The sequence below is a fragment of the Stutzerimonas stutzeri genome, assembly GCF_002909485.1.
Lineage (GTDB): Bacteria > Pseudomonadota > Gammaproteobacteria > Pseudomonadales > Pseudomonadaceae > Stutzerimonas > Stutzerimonas stutzeri_AH.
The window spans coordinates 148,729-167,240 of record NZ_PPXG01000010.1; the positions used below are offsets into that span (position 1 = coordinate 148,729).

16 protein-coding genes are annotated in these 18,512 nt (G+C 61.0%); 9 read left to right on the forward strand and 7 right to left on the reverse strand.

Going from position 1 to position 18,512, the window contains the following annotated elements:
- Positions 1-62 precede the first annotated feature (62 nt).
- Positions 63-734, forward strand: coding sequence for a glutathione S-transferase (locus CXK91_RS21000; protein ID WP_103457949.1), 672 nt, complete (start codon positions 63-65; stop codon positions 732-734).
- A gap of 12 nt (positions 735-746) precedes the next feature.
- Here the strand turns inward: CXK91_RS21000 and CXK91_RS23025 are convergent, their stop codons facing one another.
- Positions 747-872 (reverse strand): PA1414 family protein, encoded by a 126-nt coding sequence (locus tag CXK91_RS23025; RefSeq protein WP_336440693.1) that lies wholly within the window; start codon positions 870-872, stop codon positions 747-749.
- Positions 873-1,085: 213 nt separating this feature from the next.
- Positions 1,086-2,807 carry a bifunctional isocitrate dehydrogenase kinase/phosphatase gene (aceK, locus tag CXK91_RS21005; protein WP_103457950.1) on the reverse strand — a complete coding sequence of 574 codons (1,722 nt, stop codon included), beginning with the start codon at positions 2,805-2,807 and terminating at the stop codon, positions 1,086-1,088.
- 126 nt (positions 2,808-2,933) lie between these two features.
- Between aceK and CXK91_RS21010 the strand changes: the two genes are divergently transcribed.
- Complete coding sequence (locus CXK91_RS21010) at positions 2,934-3,848, forward strand: DMT family transporter (RefSeq protein WP_103457951.1); 915 nt, start codon at positions 2,934-2,936, stop codon at positions 3,846-3,848.
- 25 nt (positions 3,849-3,873) lie between these two features.
- Here CXK91_RS21010 and cysK read toward each other — a convergent pair whose 3' ends face one another.
- Positions 3,874-4,848, reverse strand: coding sequence for a cysteine synthase A (gene cysK / locus CXK91_RS21015; protein ID WP_103457952.1), 975 nt, complete (start codon positions 4,846-4,848; stop codon positions 3,874-3,876).
- 124 nt (positions 4,849-4,972) lie between these two features.
- Between cysK and CXK91_RS21020 the strand changes: the two genes are divergently transcribed.
- The 7 genes from CXK91_RS21020 to CXK91_RS21050 all read left to right on the forward strand — a co-directional run bounded on the left by CXK91_RS21020 (position 4,973) and on the right by CXK91_RS21050 (position 11,066).
- A complete protein-coding gene (locus CXK91_RS21020) occupies positions 4,973-6,043 on the forward strand; it encodes a DUF748 domain-containing protein (RefSeq protein WP_103457953.1) in 1,071 nt (356 codons plus the stop codon).
- 143 nt (positions 6,044-6,186) lie between these two features.
- A complete protein-coding gene (locus CXK91_RS21025; RefSeq protein WP_103457954.1) occupies positions 6,187-7,035 on the forward strand; it encodes an AAA family ATPase in 849 nt (282 codons plus the stop codon).
- Positions 7,036-7,086: 51 nt separating this feature from the next.
- The gene (locus CXK91_RS21030) at positions 7,087-7,485 is read left to right on the forward strand and encodes a GFA family protein (RefSeq protein ID WP_103457955.1); all 399 of its coding nucleotides are present in this window, start codon (positions 7,087-7,089) and stop codon (positions 7,483-7,485) included.
- 45 nt (positions 7,486-7,530) lie between these two features.
- A complete protein-coding gene (locus CXK91_RS21035; protein ID WP_103457956.1) occupies positions 7,531-8,709 on the forward strand; it encodes a vWA domain-containing protein in 1,179 nt (392 codons plus the stop codon).
- Positions 8,710-9,034: 325 nt separating this feature from the next.
- Positions 9,035-10,216 carry a PepSY-associated TM helix domain-containing protein gene (locus CXK91_RS21040; protein ID WP_103457957.1) on the forward strand — a complete coding sequence of 394 codons (1,182 nt, stop codon included), beginning with the start codon at positions 9,035-9,037 and terminating at the stop codon, positions 10,214-10,216.
- Entirely contained in the window at positions 10,213-10,746 is a 534-nt protein-coding gene (locus tag CXK91_RS21045; RefSeq protein ID WP_103457958.1) for a thiamine pyrophosphate-binding protein, read from the forward strand. The genes CXK91_RS21040 and CXK91_RS21045 overlap by 4 nt, the downstream gene beginning before the upstream one ends.
- On the forward strand, positions 10,746-11,066 hold the full coding sequence (locus CXK91_RS21050) for a hypothetical protein (RefSeq protein ID WP_103457959.1): 321 nt from the start codon (positions 10,746-10,748) through the stop codon (positions 11,064-11,066). Before CXK91_RS21045 ends, CXK91_RS21050 begins: the two co-directional genes overlap by 1 nt.
- A gap of 151 nt (positions 11,067-11,217) precedes the next feature.
- On the opposite strand, the gene CXK91_RS21055 is transcribed toward CXK91_RS21050, so the two are convergent.
- From CXK91_RS21055 to CXK91_RS21070, 4 genes are all read right to left on the reverse strand, one after another.
- Positions 11,218-12,591, reverse strand: coding sequence for an efflux transporter outer membrane subunit (locus tag CXK91_RS21055; protein ID WP_103457960.1), 1,374 nt, complete (start codon positions 12,589-12,591; stop codon positions 11,218-11,220).
- 11 nt (positions 12,592-12,602) lie between these two features.
- The gene (locus CXK91_RS21060; protein WP_103457961.1) at positions 12,603-14,549 is read right to left on the reverse strand and encodes a MacB family efflux pump subunit; all 1,947 of its coding nucleotides are present in this window, start codon (positions 14,547-14,549) and stop codon (positions 12,603-12,605) included.
- The gene (locus CXK91_RS21065) at positions 14,543-15,709 is read right to left on the reverse strand and encodes an efflux RND transporter periplasmic adaptor subunit (protein WP_103457962.1); all 1,167 of its coding nucleotides are present in this window, start codon (positions 15,707-15,709) and stop codon (positions 14,543-14,545) included. Before CXK91_RS21065 ends, CXK91_RS21060 begins: the two co-directional genes overlap by 7 nt.
- Positions 15,710-15,980: 271 nt before the next feature.
- Positions 15,981-18,392, reverse strand: coding sequence for a TonB-dependent siderophore receptor (locus CXK91_RS21070; protein ID WP_103457963.1), 2,412 nt, complete (start codon positions 18,390-18,392; stop codon positions 15,981-15,983).
- Between the last annotated feature and the right edge of the window lie 120 nt (positions 18,393-18,512).

Here is an 18,512-nt window from a genome sequence, read left to right on the forward strand (position 1 = left end):
CATATCGGCCGACAATCTGCAGACCGACTATGCTTGGCCCGACCCCATCACGAGGCACCGGCATGATCACCGTCCATCATCTGAATCACTCTCGCTCGCACCGCGTCCTGTGGCTGCTGGAGGAGCTTGAGCTGTTGTACGAGCTCAAGCGCTATGCGCGGGATCCGAAGACAATGCTGGCACCGGCGGAGCTGAAAGCTGTTCATCCACTTGGGAAATCGCCGGTTATCACCGATGGCGACCTAACGCTTGCCGAGTCCGCGGTCATTCTCGAGTATCTGTTGGAGCGATACGGAAACGGGCGCCTGATGCCTGAAAGCGGCACCGCGGAATTTCGCCGTTTTCGATATTGGATGCACTACGCCGAAGGCTCGGCCATGCCGCCGCTCCTGCTGAAGTTGGTGTTTGACCGGGTCAGCGATGGTCCAATGCCATTCTTCATCCGCCCGGTAGCACGTGCAATAGCGAAGGGCGCCAATCGAGCTTTCATAGGCCCGCAGCTAAAGACCCATCTTGATTACATGGAGGCAGCGCTGGAAAAGTCTGACTGGTTTGCTGGCGAGGCTTTCAGCGCAGCGGACATACAGATGAGCTTTCCGATAGAGGCGGCGCATTCCAGAGCCGGGCTGGACGAGCGCCGTCCTCGCCTGATGGGTTTCTTGCAGCGCATACAACAGCGGCCCGCCTATAGACGAGCCGTCGAGCGTGGCGGCCCCGCCCTGCCCAGTGCGTAGCGCCACCCCCCATTAACGGAAAGAACGGCGATCCTGTTCGCGCCGGGCGCGGACGGGGACTGGTTGCATACGAGGTGGTTCGATCAAGCCAAGCGTGATCGCCAACTTCCAGAACATCTCATTGAGCCTTGCTTTCATGGTCAGACCCTCCTGCGAAATAACGGGCTACATCGGAGCCATGGGGGCTTCGAGGTCAGCATAATCCAACTTTCACCCTGGCGCTCGTGCGCTTTGCACCGAAAGCCACCGGACTGGCGTCGCTTTGTTACGGCGCTTTACAACTGCGACCGATCCGAGCGACGTGCGTTCAACGACATTCTGCCGCCCGCGTCGATCGCTCCGGCAAATGGCTCAATTACGGTCCGCCTTGCGTCGATAAGGGAAGACATCGATTACCTTGCCGCCGCGAATGGCTTCTTGTAGACCCTTCCAATAATCGGCGTCATACAGTTCGCCGTGCAGACTGGCGAAAAGCCGGCGTTGTCCGTAATCGGCGAACAGAAAGCGAGGGAATTCTTCTGGAAACACATCGTTCGGCCCCACCGAGTACCAGGGCTCCGACGCCATTTCGTCCTCGGGATAACGCGGCGGCGGGATGTGGCGGAAATTCACCTCGGTGAGAAAGCAGATTTCGTCGTAATCATAAAAGACCACTCGCCCATGGCGCGTGACGCCGAAGTTTTTCAGCAGCATGTCGCCGGGAAAGATATTGGCGGCGGCGAGCTGTTTGATGGCCAACCCGTAGTCTTCCAGCACCTCGTGCACTTGCTGTTCGCTAGCGTGCTCAAGGTAAAGGTTAAGCGGTGTCATGCGACGCTCGGTCCAGCAATGGCGAACCAGTACGGTATCGCCCTGCACCTCGACCGTCGAAGGCGCGACTTCCAGCAGCTCGGCGAGGCATTCTGGATCGAACTTCTCCTTGGGAAAGCGGAAGTCGGCGAACTCTTGGGTGTCGGCCATGCGCCCTACACGGTCGACGCTTTTTACCAAGCGATACTTCTCGATCACGGTGGCACGGTTGACGCTCTTGATCGGCGAAAAGCGATCCTTGATCAGTTTGAATACTGTGTTGAAACCCGGCAGCGTGAACACCGTCATGACCATACCGCGCACGCCGGGCGCCATGACGAAGCGGTCGTCGGTATTGGCCAGGTGATCGATCAGCGCTCGGTAAAACTCCGACTTGCCGTGCTTGTAGAATCCGATCGACGTATACAACTCAGCGATGTGCTTGCCGGGCAGAATACGTTTGAGAAAGCCGACAAAATCCGCCGGGATGGGAATCTCCACCATGAAATACGAGCGGGTGAAGGAAAAAATGATCGACACCTCCGCCTCGTCGGTAATCAGCGCGTCGGCAACGATGCCCTCGCCCTCACGGTGCAGCAACGGAATGACCAGCGGCCACTGTTCGTCGCAAGTGAAGATGCGCCCTAGCAGATACGCCCCCTTGTTGCGATAGAGCACGGAAACGAACAGCTCAACCGTGAGTTCTGGGTCCTTGCAGACCCAGTCGGGTAGCGTTTCCTGAAGCTGGGCCTGCATGCGTAGCAGGTCTCCGGGAAGGTCGCAGTAAGGGACAGCGAAGGCGTAATCACTCAGCAGTTGTTTCAGCATCCCGGCCAGATCGCCGTTGGGCTGGTACGTGCGCGTCTGTGCAAGGCGTTCATGGGCGCGCACTGCGGGGCGCGTGGTATGGATGAACATGGTGCCGTCGCTGATGCAGTCATGACTGAACAGGCCGCAGAAGATCGAGTTGTACCAGGTCTCCGACAGCTCATCGTCGAAGCGCGGGTTGATCAGATCGATATACGCACTTTTGATTTGCGGCCATGCCTCGACCTGAAGCAGGTCGGCATGATCGAAGCTGGCCAGCAATCCCCGCCGGGTTTCACTGACCTTCTCTTCGTAGAGGTTGATCCTCGCTGCCGAGGCACGTTGCGCTTCCTGCCATTGCGCTTGCTCGAAGCGCGTCTGGGCGCCTTCGGTGATCAGGCGAAACTGCTCACGGTAGTCATCGAAGCCAAGAAGGATCTGCCGAGCCATTTCAGCGGCCAGTTTCTGCTGCACCATGATTCACCCACTGCCGAACATGAACGTCCGCCGAGCTTAGCAGCCAACAGTTTGAAAGTCGGTTTCGGATTGCCAGTTGGCGGCTGGGAGACAACACTTGCAGCTTCCTGAGTTGGAGTCAGCCTGATGCGACCGGTCGACATGCTTCGCCTGCTTGCCCTCGCAGCCATCTGGGGCGCGAGTTTTTTGTTCCTGCGCATCATCGCACCTGTGCTCGGCACCTTTCCCACGGCGTTCTTTCGCGTACTGCTAGCAACCGCTGGCTTGCTGGCCATCCTCGCCCTGCTTCGCACACGCTGGGACTTTCGCGGCAAGCTTGGCTTGTGTCTGGTGCTTGGCGTGATCAATTCAGGTATCCCGTTTGCCTTGTACTCGGTGGCTGCGCAACTGGTTCCGGCTGGTTACTCGGCGATATTCAACGCCACCACGCCGATGATGGGCGTGCTGATCGGCGCACTGTTCTTCGCCGAGGAGCTGACGCTCGCCAAGATAGTCGGCGTTTTCAGCGGACTTGGGGGCGTGGCATTGCTGATGCGAATCGGACCGGTGCCATTCAGTATGGACCTGCTGCTCGGCGCGCTGGCCTGCCTGGGCGCCACCGCCTGTTATGGCTTCGGCGGCTTTCTCACCCGCCGCTGGATCAATCAGGGCGAAGGCCTGGACAGCGAGGTGGTCGCATTCGGTAGCCAGCTCGGTGCGGCACTGTGCCTGTTGCCATTGTTCGGACTGTCGATACTGAAGGCGCCGCCGGTGAGCTGGGGCAATTCGACGGTCTGGCTGAGTTTGCTGGGTCTGGGGCTGGTCTGTACGGCGTTCGCCTACATCCTCTACTTCCGCTTGCTGGCGGATATCGGACCGGTCAAGACGCTGACGGTGACCTTCCTGATCCCGCCATTTGGCGTGCTGTGGGGCGTGATATTTCTTGATGAGCCGCTTTCGTGGGCTTACGTCCAGGGCGGTGCGCTGATCGCGCTGGCATTGTGGCTGATCCTGCGTCAGGCGCCGATTGCCCAGCCACAGGCTAATCCGCGACGCAGCTGATTTCAGCAACTGCGCCGCGCAGGTATTACTGCACCAGTTCCTGGTCGCTGAACATATCGGTGAACAGCATGCTGGACAGGTAACGCTCGCCGGAGTCAGGCAGGATCACGACGATGTTCTTGCCCTGCATTTCCGGCCGTTCGGCCAGACGGACGGCTGCCACCATGGCCGCGCCACAGGAGATGCCGCAAAGAATGCCCTCTTCGCGCATCAGCCTTAGGGCCATCTGCTTGGCCTCCTCGTCATCGACCAGTTCGACGCGATCAACCATCGATAGATCGAGATTCTTCGGCACGAAGCCTGCGCCAATGCCCTGAATCTTATGCGGGCTGGGCTTGACCTCTTCGCCTGCAAGCGTCTGGCTGATCACCGGCGAGCTGGTCGGCTCCACCGCCACGCTGAGGATCTGCTTACCCTTGGTGTTCTTGATATAACGCGAAACACCGGTGATGGTGCCGCCCGTGCCCACACCGGCTACCAACACATCGATGCTGCCGTCGGTGTCGTTCCAGATTTCCGGCCCGGTGGTCTTTTCATGAATCGCCGGGTTGGACGGATTCTCGAACTGTTGCGGCATGTAGTACTGCTCGGGGTTCGAGGCGGCGATCTCCGCGGCCTTCTCGATCGCGCCCTTCATTCCCTTGGCCGGTTCGGTAAGCACCAGTTCGGCACCAAGGGCTTTCAGTACCTTGCGTCGCTCAAGACTCATCGACGCCGGCATGGTGAGCATGAGCTTGTAGCCGCGCGCCGCAGCGACGAAGGCCAGGCCGATGCCAGTATTGCCTGAAGTGGGTTCGACCAGCGTCATGCCGGGCTTGATCCGGCCGCTGTCCTCGGCATCCCAGATCATCCCAGCGCCAATCCGGCATTTCACGGAATAGGCCGGATTGCGCCCTTCGATCTTGGCCATGATGCTGACGCCCTTGGGGCCGAGGCGGTTGATCATTACCAGCGGGGTGTTGCCGATGGAGCGTGCGTTGTCTGCGAAGATGCGACTCATGGGAATGCCCTGTCCGAGATGTACCTGACCAATCAGCGTATGCGCAGTCCTGGCGTCAGTCCAGCCGAACTCACAGCGGCCGCCTGGGGTCCATCGTCTACATATATCCCATCGTCGGAACGCCATGACACGTCGCCTGCTTCCTCTGTGGATTCTTCTCGCGCTCGGCCTGCTGCTGATCGTGGTGCACCTCGCCCTACCGCATTTGGTGCGCAACTACCTGAACGAGAAAATGGCCGACATGGGCGACTACACGGGGCATGTCGAAGACGTCGATCTCGCCTGGTGGCGGGGCGCCTACCGCGTCGAAGGCCTGCTGATCGAGAAGAAGGACAAGCGCGTACAGGCGCCGCTGCTCAAAGCACCAGGCATCGACATCGCCATCCGCTGGGACGGCATCCTGCGACATCGAGAGATCGTCGGTGAGGTCGTTTTCGAGCAGCCGCATCTGAATTTCGTCGATGGCGGCGACAGCGGCGACTCGCAAAATGGCGAAGGCGTCGATTGGCGTGATCAGCTCGACGCCCTGGTGCCGATCACGCTCAATGAGATCCGCGTGGTGGATGGACAGCTATCGTTTCGTAACTTCTCTTCCGACCCACAGGTGCATGTTTACGCCAGCGACATTCAGGCCAGCCTGTACAACCTGACCAACACGGACGATGCCGATGGCACGCGCACCGCAGCCTTCCAAGGCACCGGAAAAATGTTCAACCAGGCCCCGATCGAAGCGACCGCCAGCTTCGATCCGTTTACCGACTGGGAGGACTTCGAGGTCAATCTGCGCGTGACCGGCGTACCGCTCAAACAGCTGAACGACCTCAGCCGCGCCTACGCCAAGTTCGACTTCGCTGGCGGCACAGGTGACCTCGTCGTCGAAGTCCAAGCCAGCGACAGTCAGCTCGACGGCTATATCAAGCCGCTGTTGCGCGACGTTGATATCTTCGATTACGAGCAGGACATCAAGAACGAGGACAAAGGTTTCTTGCGGGGTCTCTGGGAAGCGGTGGTCGGCGGTGGGCAGGAAGTGCTGAAGAACCAGCGCAAGGACCAGTTCGCCACCCGTGTGGAATTGTCCGGCACGACCAAGGAGACGGATGTCAGCCCCTTCCAGGCGTTCGTGGCGATACTGCGCAATGCATTCGTCGAAGCCTTCACAGCCCGTTTTGAACGTGCGATGAGCGAAGAAGAGTAGCGCCAGCCGTCACCAGAAACGCGCACGCAGCCATTCAGTGACTGAATGATGCGCTCACGTTCACAGTCGCGCGACCTTCCCTTATAGTCCTCACCTGACTACAACGAGTGCCTGCGTGCCAGGCCCCGCCGAAGGAATCCGTAATGAAATTCGAAGGCACCCAGTCCTACGTCGCCACTGACGATCTCAAACTTGCGGTCAACGCCGCCATCACGCTGGAGCGCCCGCTGCTGGTCAAAGGCGAGCCAGGTACCGGCAAGACCATGCTGGCCGAGCAGCTGGCTGAGTCCTTCGGCGCTCGGCTCATCACCTGGCACATCAAATCCACCACCAAGGCGCATCAAGGCCTTTACGAATACGATGCGGTGAGCCGCCTGCGTGACTCGCAGCTGGGCGTGGACAAGGTCCACGATGTGAAGAACTACATCAAGAAAGGCAAGCTGTGGGAGGCCTTCGAGAGTGAAGAGCGGGTCATTCTGCTGATCGATGAAATTGACAAAGCTGACATCGAGTTTCCAAACGATCTGTTGCAGGAACTCGACAAGATGGAGTTCTACGTCTACGAGACCAACGAAACCATCAAGGCGACCCAGCGCCCGATTATCATCATCACCTCGAACAACGAAAAAGAGCTACCCGACGCATTTCTGCGCCGCTGCTTCTTCCACTACATCGCCTTCCCTGATCGCGAGACGCTGCAGCGCATCGTCGATGTGCATTACCCGGACATCAAGAAAGATCTGGTCAGCGAGGCGCTGGACGTATTCTTCGACGTGCGCAAAGTGCCGGGGCTGAAGAAGAAGCCCTCGACGTCCGAGCTGGTCGATTGGCTAAAACTGCTGATGGCCGACAACATCGGCGAGGCCGTGCTGCGTGAGCGCGATCCGACCCGTGCGATCCCGCCGCTGGCCGGGGCACTGGTCAAGAACGAGCAGGACGTCATGCTGTTGGAGCGTCTAGCCTTCATGAGTCGACGCGCCAACAGCCGTTGATCGGCGCCGGCTTCGGCGGAGCCGGCCGCGTACTCATAGGAGGAAGAAACCATGCAAACGCATACCGGTAGTTGCCTGTGCGGCGTCGTGCGCTATCGCATCGATGCGCCCATTGATGAGCTGACCCACTGCCATTGCAAGATGTGCCGAAAGGCCCACGGCGCCGCATTCGCGACCTATGCGAGCGTGCCGCTGGAGGCCCTGCATTTCATGGCGGGCAAGGACCAACTGGGCGTTTTCCACTCCTCCGAGCACGTGACGCGCACCTTCTGCATCCGCTGCGGCTCCAACCTGCTGTTTGTTGACAACCGCGAGCATGAAGTAGGGGTCGCTGCCGGCTCTCTCGACTCGCCGCTGCCGGCTCCGCCGCAGTCACACATCTTCGTTGGCTCGAAGGCCGACTGGTACGAGATTCGCGACGCGCTCCCCGAGCACGACCGTGACCTTTAATCCATTTCCATAGCGCGCCGCCGCGTGCGCGCCTGAGGTTCTGTCATGCTGCTTGGCCTGTTCAATGAGATGCGCGCCGCCAAGGTGCCAGTGTCGGTACGCGAACTGTTGGATCTGATCGATGCGCTCAAGCACCGTGTCGTGTTCGCCGACATGGACGAGTTTTATTTCCTGGCGCGCACGGTGATGGTCAAAGACGAACGTCACTTCGACAAGTTCGACCGGGCATTCGGCGCCTATTTCAAAGGCCTGGAAAACCTTGACCAGCATCTCGAAGCGCTGATTCCCGAAGACTGGTTGCGCAAGGAATTCGAACGCAGCCTGAGCGACGAAGAGCGCGCGCAAATCCAATCCCTCGGTGGCCTGGACAAGCTGATCGAGGAATTCAAGAAGCGGCTCGAAGAACAGAAGGAACGTCATGCCGGCGGCAACAAGTGGATAGGCACCGGCGGCACCAGCCCGTTCGGCTCCGGCGGCTACAACCCGGAAGGCATCCGCATCGGCGATGCCGGCAAGCGTCAGGGCAAGGCGGTCAAGGTCTGGGACCAGCGCGAATACAAGAACCTCGACGATCAGGTCGAATTGGGCACGCGCAACATCAAGATTGCCTTGCGTCGTCTGCGCAAGTTCGCACGCCAAGGCGCGGCGGACGAACTGGACATCGACGGCACCATCGACCATACCGCGCGCGATGCGGGCCTGCTCAACATCCAGATGCGACCGGAGCGGCGTAATGCGGTGAAGCTGCTGATCCTGTTCGACATCGGCGGTTCGATGGATGCCCACGTCAAGGTATGCGAAGAACTGTTCTCCGCCTGCAAGACCGAGTTCAAGCATCTGGAGTACTTCTACTTCCACAATTTCATCTACGAATCGGTGTGGAAAAACAACTTCCGCCGTACCTCGGAGCGAACCTCGACGCTGGATCTACTGCACAAGTACGGCGCCGACTACAAGGTGGTGTTTGTCGGTGACGCGGCGATGGCGCCCTATGAAGTCACCCAGCCGGGGGGCAGTGTCGAGCACTGGAACGAGGAAGCCGGCTACGTCTGGATGCAGCGCTTCATGGAGAAGTACAAAAAGCTCATCTGGATCAACCCCTACCCCAAGGACACGTGGGGTTACACGACCTCTACCGGAATCATCCGCGAACTGGTCGAGGAACGGATGTATCCGCTGACCTTGAGCGGCCTGGAAGAAGGTATGCGGTTTCTGGCCAAGTAACATACGCCCGACGCAAGCTGCCGCTTCAAGGCATGCACAAGCTATACAGCCAACGCCTGCAGCAGACATTTACCTCCTTCGCCCCCCGCGTGTGAGTCCGGGTAACGTGCCCTGAGGCTATCAACAGCAGCCAGGCCCGCTCTGCAGCAACATTTTCTTTCATTTGCAGCTGCGGGTTTTCGCTCGCTCATCCGTCTTGTTCATTAGAGACGCCCTAAACCGTGCGCTCTCCATGTTTCGGCATGCGGGAGCGAACTCTGCTGACAGCAGCAGTGCGGACTCAAATCCTGTGCGCATCCCCTCCTATACGTAGACCCCATCCCACATGTCCAAGAAGTCCCGCTCCAGACTCTGGTTCCTCGTCCACAGCTGGTTGTCCCTGCCGATCTGGTTCTTCCTGCTGATCATCTGCGTGACCGGTACGCTTGCTACGATAAGTCAGGAAATCGTCTGGCTGGCCAACCCGGACGTGCGTGCCAGCAAGCCTTCGTCTAATGCTCAACGGCTCGATTACGAGCAGATCCTGCAGTCCGTGCAGACGCAGCAGCCCAGGCTCGCCGTGCTCGGGCTGTCGCGCCCGCAGGAGGATCATTTTGCGCTGACGGTGCGGGTCGCCTACCCCGACGCCACCACCGCGACTCTCTACGTGAACCCCTATTCCGGGGCGATCCAGGGCGTCAGCCCGCTGTTCGACTTCCGCCAGTTCACTCGTGCCCTACATGGCTGGTGGCTTGCACCTTGGACCGATGGATACAGCTGGGGCTGGTACTTGGTATGCAGCCTGGGCCCGCTAATGCTTGCCTCACTGATCACCGGCCTGGTGGTCTATAAGCGCTTCTGGCGCGCCTTCTTTAAACCGCGGCTGCGTCTAAACCAGGGCGCGCGCGTATTCTGGGGGGACTTCCACCGACTGTCGGGCATTTGGTCGATCTGGTTCATCGGCATCATCTCGGTCACCGGCACCTGGTTCCTGCTGCAGGCGATCCTCTCGGATCTCGACATTCCCTACGTCCAGAGCCGCCCGCCCGCCGTAATCCAGCGTGACGCTGTGACCACCACCACCAACCAGGCACCGCCGACCCTGGGCCTCGATGAAATCACACAAATTGCCCAAGCGCGGGTGCCGGGCTTCGAGCCCAGCTTCATCAGTCTGCCGGAAAGCGCCTATGGCCCGGTCACTATCGGTGGACGCGGCTGGTACCCGCTGATGAACCAGTCGCTATCGATCAGTCCCTACGACGGCAGCATCGTCGGCACCAACCTGCTCGATGATCGCCCTGCCCTGGCCTTCGTCACCGAATCGATGTATCCGCTGCATTTCGGTGACTTCGGCGGACTCTGGCTGAAGTTGCTTTGGTTCCTATTCGGCCTGTTGCTGACCTTCATGGTACTGAGCGGCTTGCTGATATGGAGCAAGCGCACCGTCAAGGCCAGCGCCCAACTGCGCCGCCCGTCCCGTGCCGACTGCCGTGCGGCTCTCGAAACCGCTGCGGAGAAAACCCCATGAGCGCTTCCTCCTCAACCCCCGGCCGGCTGCGTGCGGCGTGGCTGCGCTGGCGCTTCCATCTCAACGTTCTGCTGTTGATCGTGCCGCTGGCACTCATGTCGCAATACTTCCAGAATCAGGCCAAGTCCCGCGGCCTAATGGGCCTGGGGGAGCGTGAGATCGGCGAGATCCAGGTTGGCCCTTGGAGCGCACGGCTGGCCGAGCACGAATTGGGCGGCCCTCACGACGAAGGCATCTACGGCTTTCACAAGCCGTTCATGGTTGCCTTTTGCGAGGCATGCCTGCCACAGATCAAAGCCGCCTACCTGCGCATCGGCAAACCGCAAAGCCTGCGGACCGCCGGCTCCTTGCTGATGGGCAACCCATACGCGCTGGAGGGCGAGGTGGTGGTGCCACCGCGTGCCTCTCCGGACAGCGATCTCTGGCTGACCGTGGAGGGCTGGGACGGCAGCGTCCACCAGGCCTCCATCCCCCTGGCAGAAGCTTCGCCCGACACCCGGGCCTGGCTCGAACGACGAGGCAACCACTGATGATCATTCCCCGGTCCGTAGCCGTCGTGGCCGCTGTCCTGCTTATCGGCATCGCTCAGCAAGTCGCAGCACATCAGGCGCCTTTCTGCCAGTGCAAGGCCGTCGGCGAGCGTACTGTTCGCTGCGTCGGCGGTTTCAGTGGCGGCGTGCCGGCCACCGGCGTGACGCTCGACGTGATCGACTACGACGAGCGCATTCTGGTGGCCGGCAAGCTGGACGAAGAGGCGTCCTTTACCTTCGAACGGCCGGAGACGCCCTTCTACATCCTCTTCGACGCAGGCCCCGGCTACACCGTCGAAATCGACCATCGGGACCTGTAACCACAACAACAGGTTGATGGTACTCATGATCTGATTGCCTTGGTTCCGCCCTTTGCGTCATGCGATGGCCAGGGCGCCGGCCATAAGGGTGCAGGCGCCGGGTTGCCTTACCAGCGGTGAATCAAGCTCGACCAGTCGGCCTGCAGCTGATTTACGGAGTAACCGCCGTGCGCCAGCCACCGCCGAGAGCTCTGGCCAGCGCTACGCCGCTCTGCAAATGGGCCAGGCGCAGCTGAGCGCTCTGATCTTCAGCGACGAACAGATTGCGCTGGGCATCGAGAAGGTTGAGCAGGTCGTCGGCGCCGGCCTGATAGCGCCGTTCGGCCAGTTGCAGGGCGCGCTCGGCCTGGGCTTGTACTTCCCGCTGGGCTTGCCATCGGGCCTCTACCCCGGCAATAGCATTGAGCGCCGTCTGTACGTCGGCAAACGCATCAATGATGCGCTGGCGATAATGGGCCAGCAGCTCCTCGCGTCGGGCAGCGCTGCGATCATGTGCCGCCGCCAGGGCTCCGCCGTCGAAGATTGGCGCAGTTAGAGACGCCGTCAGCGAATACAACGGATTAGCCAACACGTGCGACAGACTGCCCGCCGAGCCAGTGGCGCCAGCAGTCAGGTTCAAACGCGGCAACAGCGCGGCACGCGCCGCACGTAGGTTGGCATCGGCTGCGCTCAGTTGCGCCTCGGCGCGTGCCAGGTCGGGACGCCGCAGCAGCAGATCGCTGGGCAAGCCTGCGGCCAGCTCCGGTGCTTGCAAGGCCGCAAGCGAAGTAGCGGAAGGCGCCGCCGGGGCGCTCTGCCCTAGCAGCACGGCCAGGCTGCTGCGGATGTCGTCAGCCTGCTGCCGCAATTCTTCTCGGCTACGTCGCTGCTCGGCCACCAGGCCGCGCTGCTGAGCCAACTCGAGTAGTGTAGCGGCGCCTGCGTTCTGGCGCGCCTGCACGGTAGCCATCACCCGTTCTGCATTGCTCAGGTTGAGATCGGCCAAACGCAGGCGCTCGGCCAAGGCAACCTGATGCAACCAGGTATCGACCAGGACGGCGGTCATGCTCAGGCGCAGGGTTTCTCGATCAAATCGACTGGCAGCCAGCTCGGCGTATGCCGCTTCGTGATCAGCGGCCAAACGGCCCCACAGATCAACTTCGTAACTGGCGGCCAGACCACCGCCATAGCGGCTGCCGACGGCTTCACCACTGCCGCCCAGGCGGCTTTCGTGGCTGGCGCCAAGATTGCCATCCAAGAGTGGCCGCAACGGTGCGCCGGAGGCACGAATGCCGGCTTCGGCCTGCCGCAAGCGCGCAGCGGCAGCCGCAAGGTCCTGGTTGTGATTCAGGGCCTGCTCAACCAGTACATCCAGTTCCCTACTGGCGAAGACCCGCCACCAGGTGTCGGACAATGCTGCACCGCCCTCCGGGGCATGGCGCCAGGCACCTGGTGCGACCGGACGATTGGGCGGTGTATAGGACGTATGACTGCAGCCGCTGAGCAACAACGCGCCGCACAGCACCGGGAGGGTACATCGAAACATGGGAAGTCCTGTCATTGCACGGCCAGTGCTACCACCGGGTCGAGTTGCGCTGCTGTCTTGGCTGGCAGGTAGCCGAAAACCAGACCAGTGCCGACCGAGCAGGCGAATGCCAGTAACATGGCCGACAGCGAGAACACCAACGGCACGTTCCAGGCAATCAACAAGGCGCCGAACAGCAACCCGGTGACCACGCCGACGCTGCCACCGACCAACGTGACCAAAACCGATTCGGTGAGAAACTGACGCATGATGTCGCGCTGGCGTGCGCCAGTCGCCATGCGAATGCCGATCTCGCGGGTGCGCTCGCGTACCGTCATCAGCATCACGTTCATCACGCCGATACCGCCGACCAGCAGCGACACAGCGGCGATCAGGCCGAGCATCAGGGTCATACTCTGCCGCGTCTTGGCCTCGGCCTGTAGTTTGGCGGCGGAGTTGTAGACGCGAAAATCCTGACGACCATGGCGCTGCAGCATCAGCTCTTCCAGGGATGCCTGGGCCTGGGCGACCACATCACTGCGTTTCACTTCGATGGCCCCGTAACTCTCGTCACGCAGCTTGGGGAACACCCGCACCACACCGGTGCTGTGCGGCACCAGAACCTGCTCGTCGGGGTAGTTGCCACCCGCTTCACTGCCCTTCTCGCTCATCACTCCGATCACCTCGAAGGGCGAACTGTTGATCAGGATGATCGTGCCGAGCGGATCGCCGCCATCCGGGAACAGGCTGGCATGAACCTCATGCCCGAGCACCGCCACCGGGGCTATTTCACGATCCTCCGCAGCGTTGAAGAAACGCCCTCGCGCCACCGGCCAGCGGTGTATCTGTGGCAGGTGTTCGCCGACGCCGAGCACTTCGGTCTGCAGCGCCTGCTGGCCATGACGAATTAGCGCTGGGTCACGCAGTATCGGCATCACCCGGGACACTTCACGCAGCTTGCCAATGGCTTCGAAATCGCCAGCGGTGAGCACTCCGACAGGGCCGCCTGTACGCGGCACATCGCTGGACACGTACATCATGTTGGCACCCATCACGCCCATTTCAGCGACCACCTTCTGGCGGGCACCTTCACCGACGGCGAGCATGACGATTACCGACGCCACGCCGATGACGATGCCCAGCAGGGTCAGTGCGGTGCGAAAACGGTGGATCAACAGCACGCGCCAGGCACCGCGCAACATCTCGCCCAGCTCGCTGAAGAAGGAGGCGCCTCTGTCGCGACCGGCCTGGCGCATGTCCGGTGCCGGCAGCGCATTGCTCGGCAGCATGGCGCCGCTGTCACTGATGATTTCTCCGTCGCGGATCTCGATCACCCGCCGCGCCTGAGCGGCGACATCGCGGTCGTGAGTGATCAGGATGATGGTGTGCCCGGCGTCAGCCAGTTCGTGCAGCAGCGCCATCACTTCCTTGCCGCTGCGGCTGTCCAGCGCGCCGGTGGGCTCGTCGGCGAGGATAATGCGTCCACCGTTCATCAACGCCCGGGCAATCGATACGCGTTGCTGTTGGCCACCGGACAACTGACCCGGCCGATGCTCCAGCCGCTCGTCCAGCCCCAGCCGACGCAACAACGCAGTCGCCCGCTCGCGGCGCTGCTCGGCCGGCATGCCGGCGTAGATCGCCGGCACCTCGACGTTCTCCCGCGCGGATTCGGTGGCGATCAGGTGATAGCCCTGAAACACGAAGCCAAAGGCCTCGCGACGCAGCCAGGCCAATTGGTCAGCGTCGAAGACAGCCACGTCCTCGCCGGCAAAGCGGTAGCTGCCGGCACTGGGGCGGTCCAGACAGCCGAGCAGGTTCATCAGCGTCGACTTGCCGGAACCGGACGTGCCAACGATGGCGACGAATTCTCCCGCCTGAATCGATAGGCTGATGCCCCGCAGCACATCGACGGCCGGTGCCCCGTTGTCACCGCCATAGGTGCGCCGGATGCCCTGCAGCTCGATCAGCGGCGCTACCACTGAAACCTCGACGTGCCGGATTCGGTCGGAGCTTCGCCCGTCACCAGATGCTCGCCTTCTTGCAGGCCGTCGAGAATCTCGGCCACCTGACGATCCCGCGCGCCTACCTTCACCGCACGCAATTCCGGCTGGCCATTGGCAAGAACTCGCACCTGTAAGTTGCCCGGCGTGCCCTGCAAGGCATCCAGCGGCGCAGTCAGCACATCCTTCGCCGAAGCGGTGACGAACACCACTTGAGCGGTCATCTGCGGCATCAACTCACCATCGTTGTTATCCACCTCGAACAGCACGGTGTACTGCACCACCTTTTCCGGCTCGGCGCTGCTGCTGTTCGATTCGCCCTGGCCAGTGGCGGTCACCGGTGGCGCGGGCAGCACCTGGCGCACTGTGCTATGCCAGCGCCGCTCATCACCACCCAGGGTGGTGAAGTACAGCGGCAGATCCGCCTTGACCCGGCGGATATCGGCCTCGGAGACACGCGTCCAACCGGTCATGCTGCGCAGGTCGGCGATACGCATCACCGTCGGCGTCTGGTAGGTGGCGTTGAGTGTCTGCCCTTCCTTCACATCGACACCCAGCACCGAGCCGGCGATTGGCGCGTAGATGCGCGTGTAGCTTAGTTGCGCCTCATTACCACGCAAACGGGCCTGAGCTTCGGCGATCTGCGCGCGCAATTGCTTCAACCGCGCCCCAGCCGAACGCAGGTTGGCAACGGCAATCTGCACATCCTCCTCGCGAGTCGCCTCGTCGGCCAACAGGCGCTGCTGCCGGCGATGCTGCTGCTGAGCCAGGTCGTGCTGCGCCTGCTGCTCGGCCAACTGGGCGCGCAAGCCGTCCAGCGCAGCGCGGTCGGCCTCCACAGTGGCCTCATGCAGACTGGCATCGATTTCGGCAAGTAGCTGGCCCTTTTCCACCCGATCACCAGGCTCCACGTGCAAGCGCATTATCTGTCCGGAGACCTGGGCGCCCACGTCCACCGAATGGCGCGGCTGCAACGTGCCAATAGCGACCACGGTAGCCACTACATTTCCACGCTCTACGGTGGCGGTGGCGTAGTCGATTACTGGCCTTTTGTTGATCCAGCCCGCAAGACCTAGCGGTATCACAAGCAATGCGATGGCCAACCAGCGGTGCCGTTTAGATAGTAGGGGAAGCGACATGCGTAGTTCGATCTCTGTCTAAGCGTTGGGTGACCGTCCATGAACCCGAGCCGAGATGGGTGCCACAGCGCCGGAGGGGCGCTGTCGAGCCAGCTCGGATGTGATGACAAACGTAGAACCACGCTGCCCCGACACGGCGCCCAGGGCGTTGGTGCAAGCGATATTGCTCAGGACGGGAAAGCCTCCTCTACTGGCTCTGCTTGCCGGTTTGAAGGCGCAGGCGCCCTAGCCTGTAGGTAGGGCGCGTTACACGGCTTTCCGCCCTGGCTACTTAAAAAAGCTGCACCAGCGTGGCCGTGACGTTACGCGGAGTGCCATACCACCCGCGCGAACCGATCGCCGTGTAGTAATGCTCGTCGAGTGCGTTGTTGAGGTTCAGCGAGACGCTGGTCTCGGGCGTGAACGCGTAATGCGCCATCAGATCCACGACGCTGTAAGCGCCCTGGTTAAAAGACTCACCGTTAGGCCCGGAACCTTTGTAGTACTCCGCGCCCTGCCAGCGCACACCGCCGCCTACCTTCAGCTGCTGCAGGGACTGCAGGCGGTAGGTGGTAAAGAGCTTGAAGGTATCCCGCGGCACCTGCGTGAGCATCCGTTTATCGTCGGAGTCTTTTATCTCGGCATAGGTGTAGCTGGCAGAAACCTGCCAGTCAGGCAGGATTTCCCCCGCCATTTCCATCTCGAATCCGCGGGTTTTTGTGCCAGACTCAGCACGGTAGGCCTGGTTGCCATCCGGCGCTAGGTTACCGCCATCAGCCACAGCAAGGTTGTCCTGACGCACTTCGAAGATGCTGAAAGCAGTAGTGAATCGACTGTCCCAGAACTCGCTTTTGATACCCAGCTCGTAGTTTTCGCCTTCTTCCGGCTCGATATAGGTACCGTTGACGTCCTGCCTATCCTGCGGTTTGAAGATGGTGGTATAGCTGGCATAGGCCGACCAGTTTTCGGCGAAGTCGTAGACGAGGCCAAGGTACGGTGTGACGATGCCGCTTTCGACCTGCTCGGTATGGCTAACTTCGTTCGTCGCCAAGACGCGCGACTTTTTATCACGCTGCCAGTCGATCACTCGCACCCCGGTGATCAACGAGACGCTGTCGGAGAGACTCCAGCGGGCGGCGGCGACTAGTCCCAACTGGGTTTCATCTAGCGAATCCTCCGAGTACTTGGTGTGAATGGCGCTCGGAACGGCAAGGGAGCCGTCCCAAGTGTAGATATTATCGATGGTCTGGAATGACCACAGTGGGTAGCCGTCGTTGCGGTAATAAGCCTTGTAGTGGCTCGCACCCAGGTGCAGCTCGTGCTCGCGGTTAAACAGCTCGAATGGGCCGGAAGCGCCCAGGTCGAATGAGGTCTGACGAGGCTCGCCCGCCCAGCGCCCGGTCCAGGTGCCGATTCCGCTGCCGTCGGGGTTGACGGTGCCGCTGGCCGCGGTAGCGAAGGCATCGTCATAGCTGCGGCGATTGTGTTCGGCGTTGAATTTCAACTGCCAGCCATTGCCCAGCGCATGCTCCAGAGTGGTGAATAGCGTTTTGCTTTCACGCTCGTGGTAGCTCCAATCGGCAGCCGAGTTGAACGAGCGTGAAGGCTTGAAGTGAGTACCGTTGGATTTGAACATTGGAAAGCCATGGTTGCCCGCCCCATCATTGTCCATATCCTGGTATTCGGCTCCCACTGTGAGCATGGTTTCATCGGCGATATCCCATTCCAGCACCCCGTACGCCACCTGCTTTTTCAGGGACTGTCGGTCGATATGGCTCTTTCCGTCTGTCTTCGACGCGACGAAGCGACCGCGTACGTGGCCGCTTTCAGATAGCGCCCCAGATAGATCCAGCTCGGTACGGTAGTTGTCCCAGGAACCCGCTTTCGCCGTCAGCGAACGTCGCGTGTCGTGTGTCGGTTTCTTGCGAATCAAGTTCACCGTCGCACCGGGGTCACCCACGCCCGACATCAATCCCGTGGCGCCGCGCACCACCTCGACTCGGTCATAGGTCACCATATCGGCGAGGTCGTCACGAAAGCCATAGGTATCAGGTCGGTTGATGCCATCGACCTGGATGCTGCCGACTTCGAAACCACGGACGTATATCTGGTTGCTATCACTCCCAGCGGGCCCGAAGGTGTTGACGACAACGCCGGGAGTTTGCTCGAGAACCTGTGAAATATCGTTCAGGTTCTGGTCTTCGATTTGCTGGCGGGTCACTACGCTGACCGACTGCGGCGTCTCACGCATGGATAGGCTCAGCTTCGTCGCTGTGCTAGTCGAACCTGTCACGTAGCTGCCAGTACCCTCGCTGGTGGCACCCAGCTGCGTGCTGGTCACGGTAGTCGCCCCCAGCTCCAGCGCAGCAACCTGACGGGCGCGAACCAGCACATAGCGCTTGCCGTCAACATGCTCTACTCGCAGACCACTACCTTGCAGCAGATGAGCAAAACCCTCCTCCACCTCGTATTCGCCTTGCAGACCATTGCTGTGCAGACCGGCGGTTTCCTCGCTTCCGAAACTGATGGTAATGCCGCTGGCGGCCGCGAACTGACTGAGGGCTCCGGCTAGACTGCCGGCAGGTATGTCATAGCCGATGGGTTCGGCCGAAGCCGCTGCTGCGATCAGCAACGTGCCGGAAAGGCTCAGCGCCAGTGCCGCGTGACGGATGCTGCGGCTGAAGGGCGAAGTGCTTTGGGACATGATGGGCTCCAGTTCGAGGTAGGCATGAGCGGGCGTCTGTAGCGCTCGTGAACATGGAGCCGAAGCAGAAATGAAAATCTGTTACCTCTTAAGTCATTTTTTTAGCGGCTCGAATGTCGC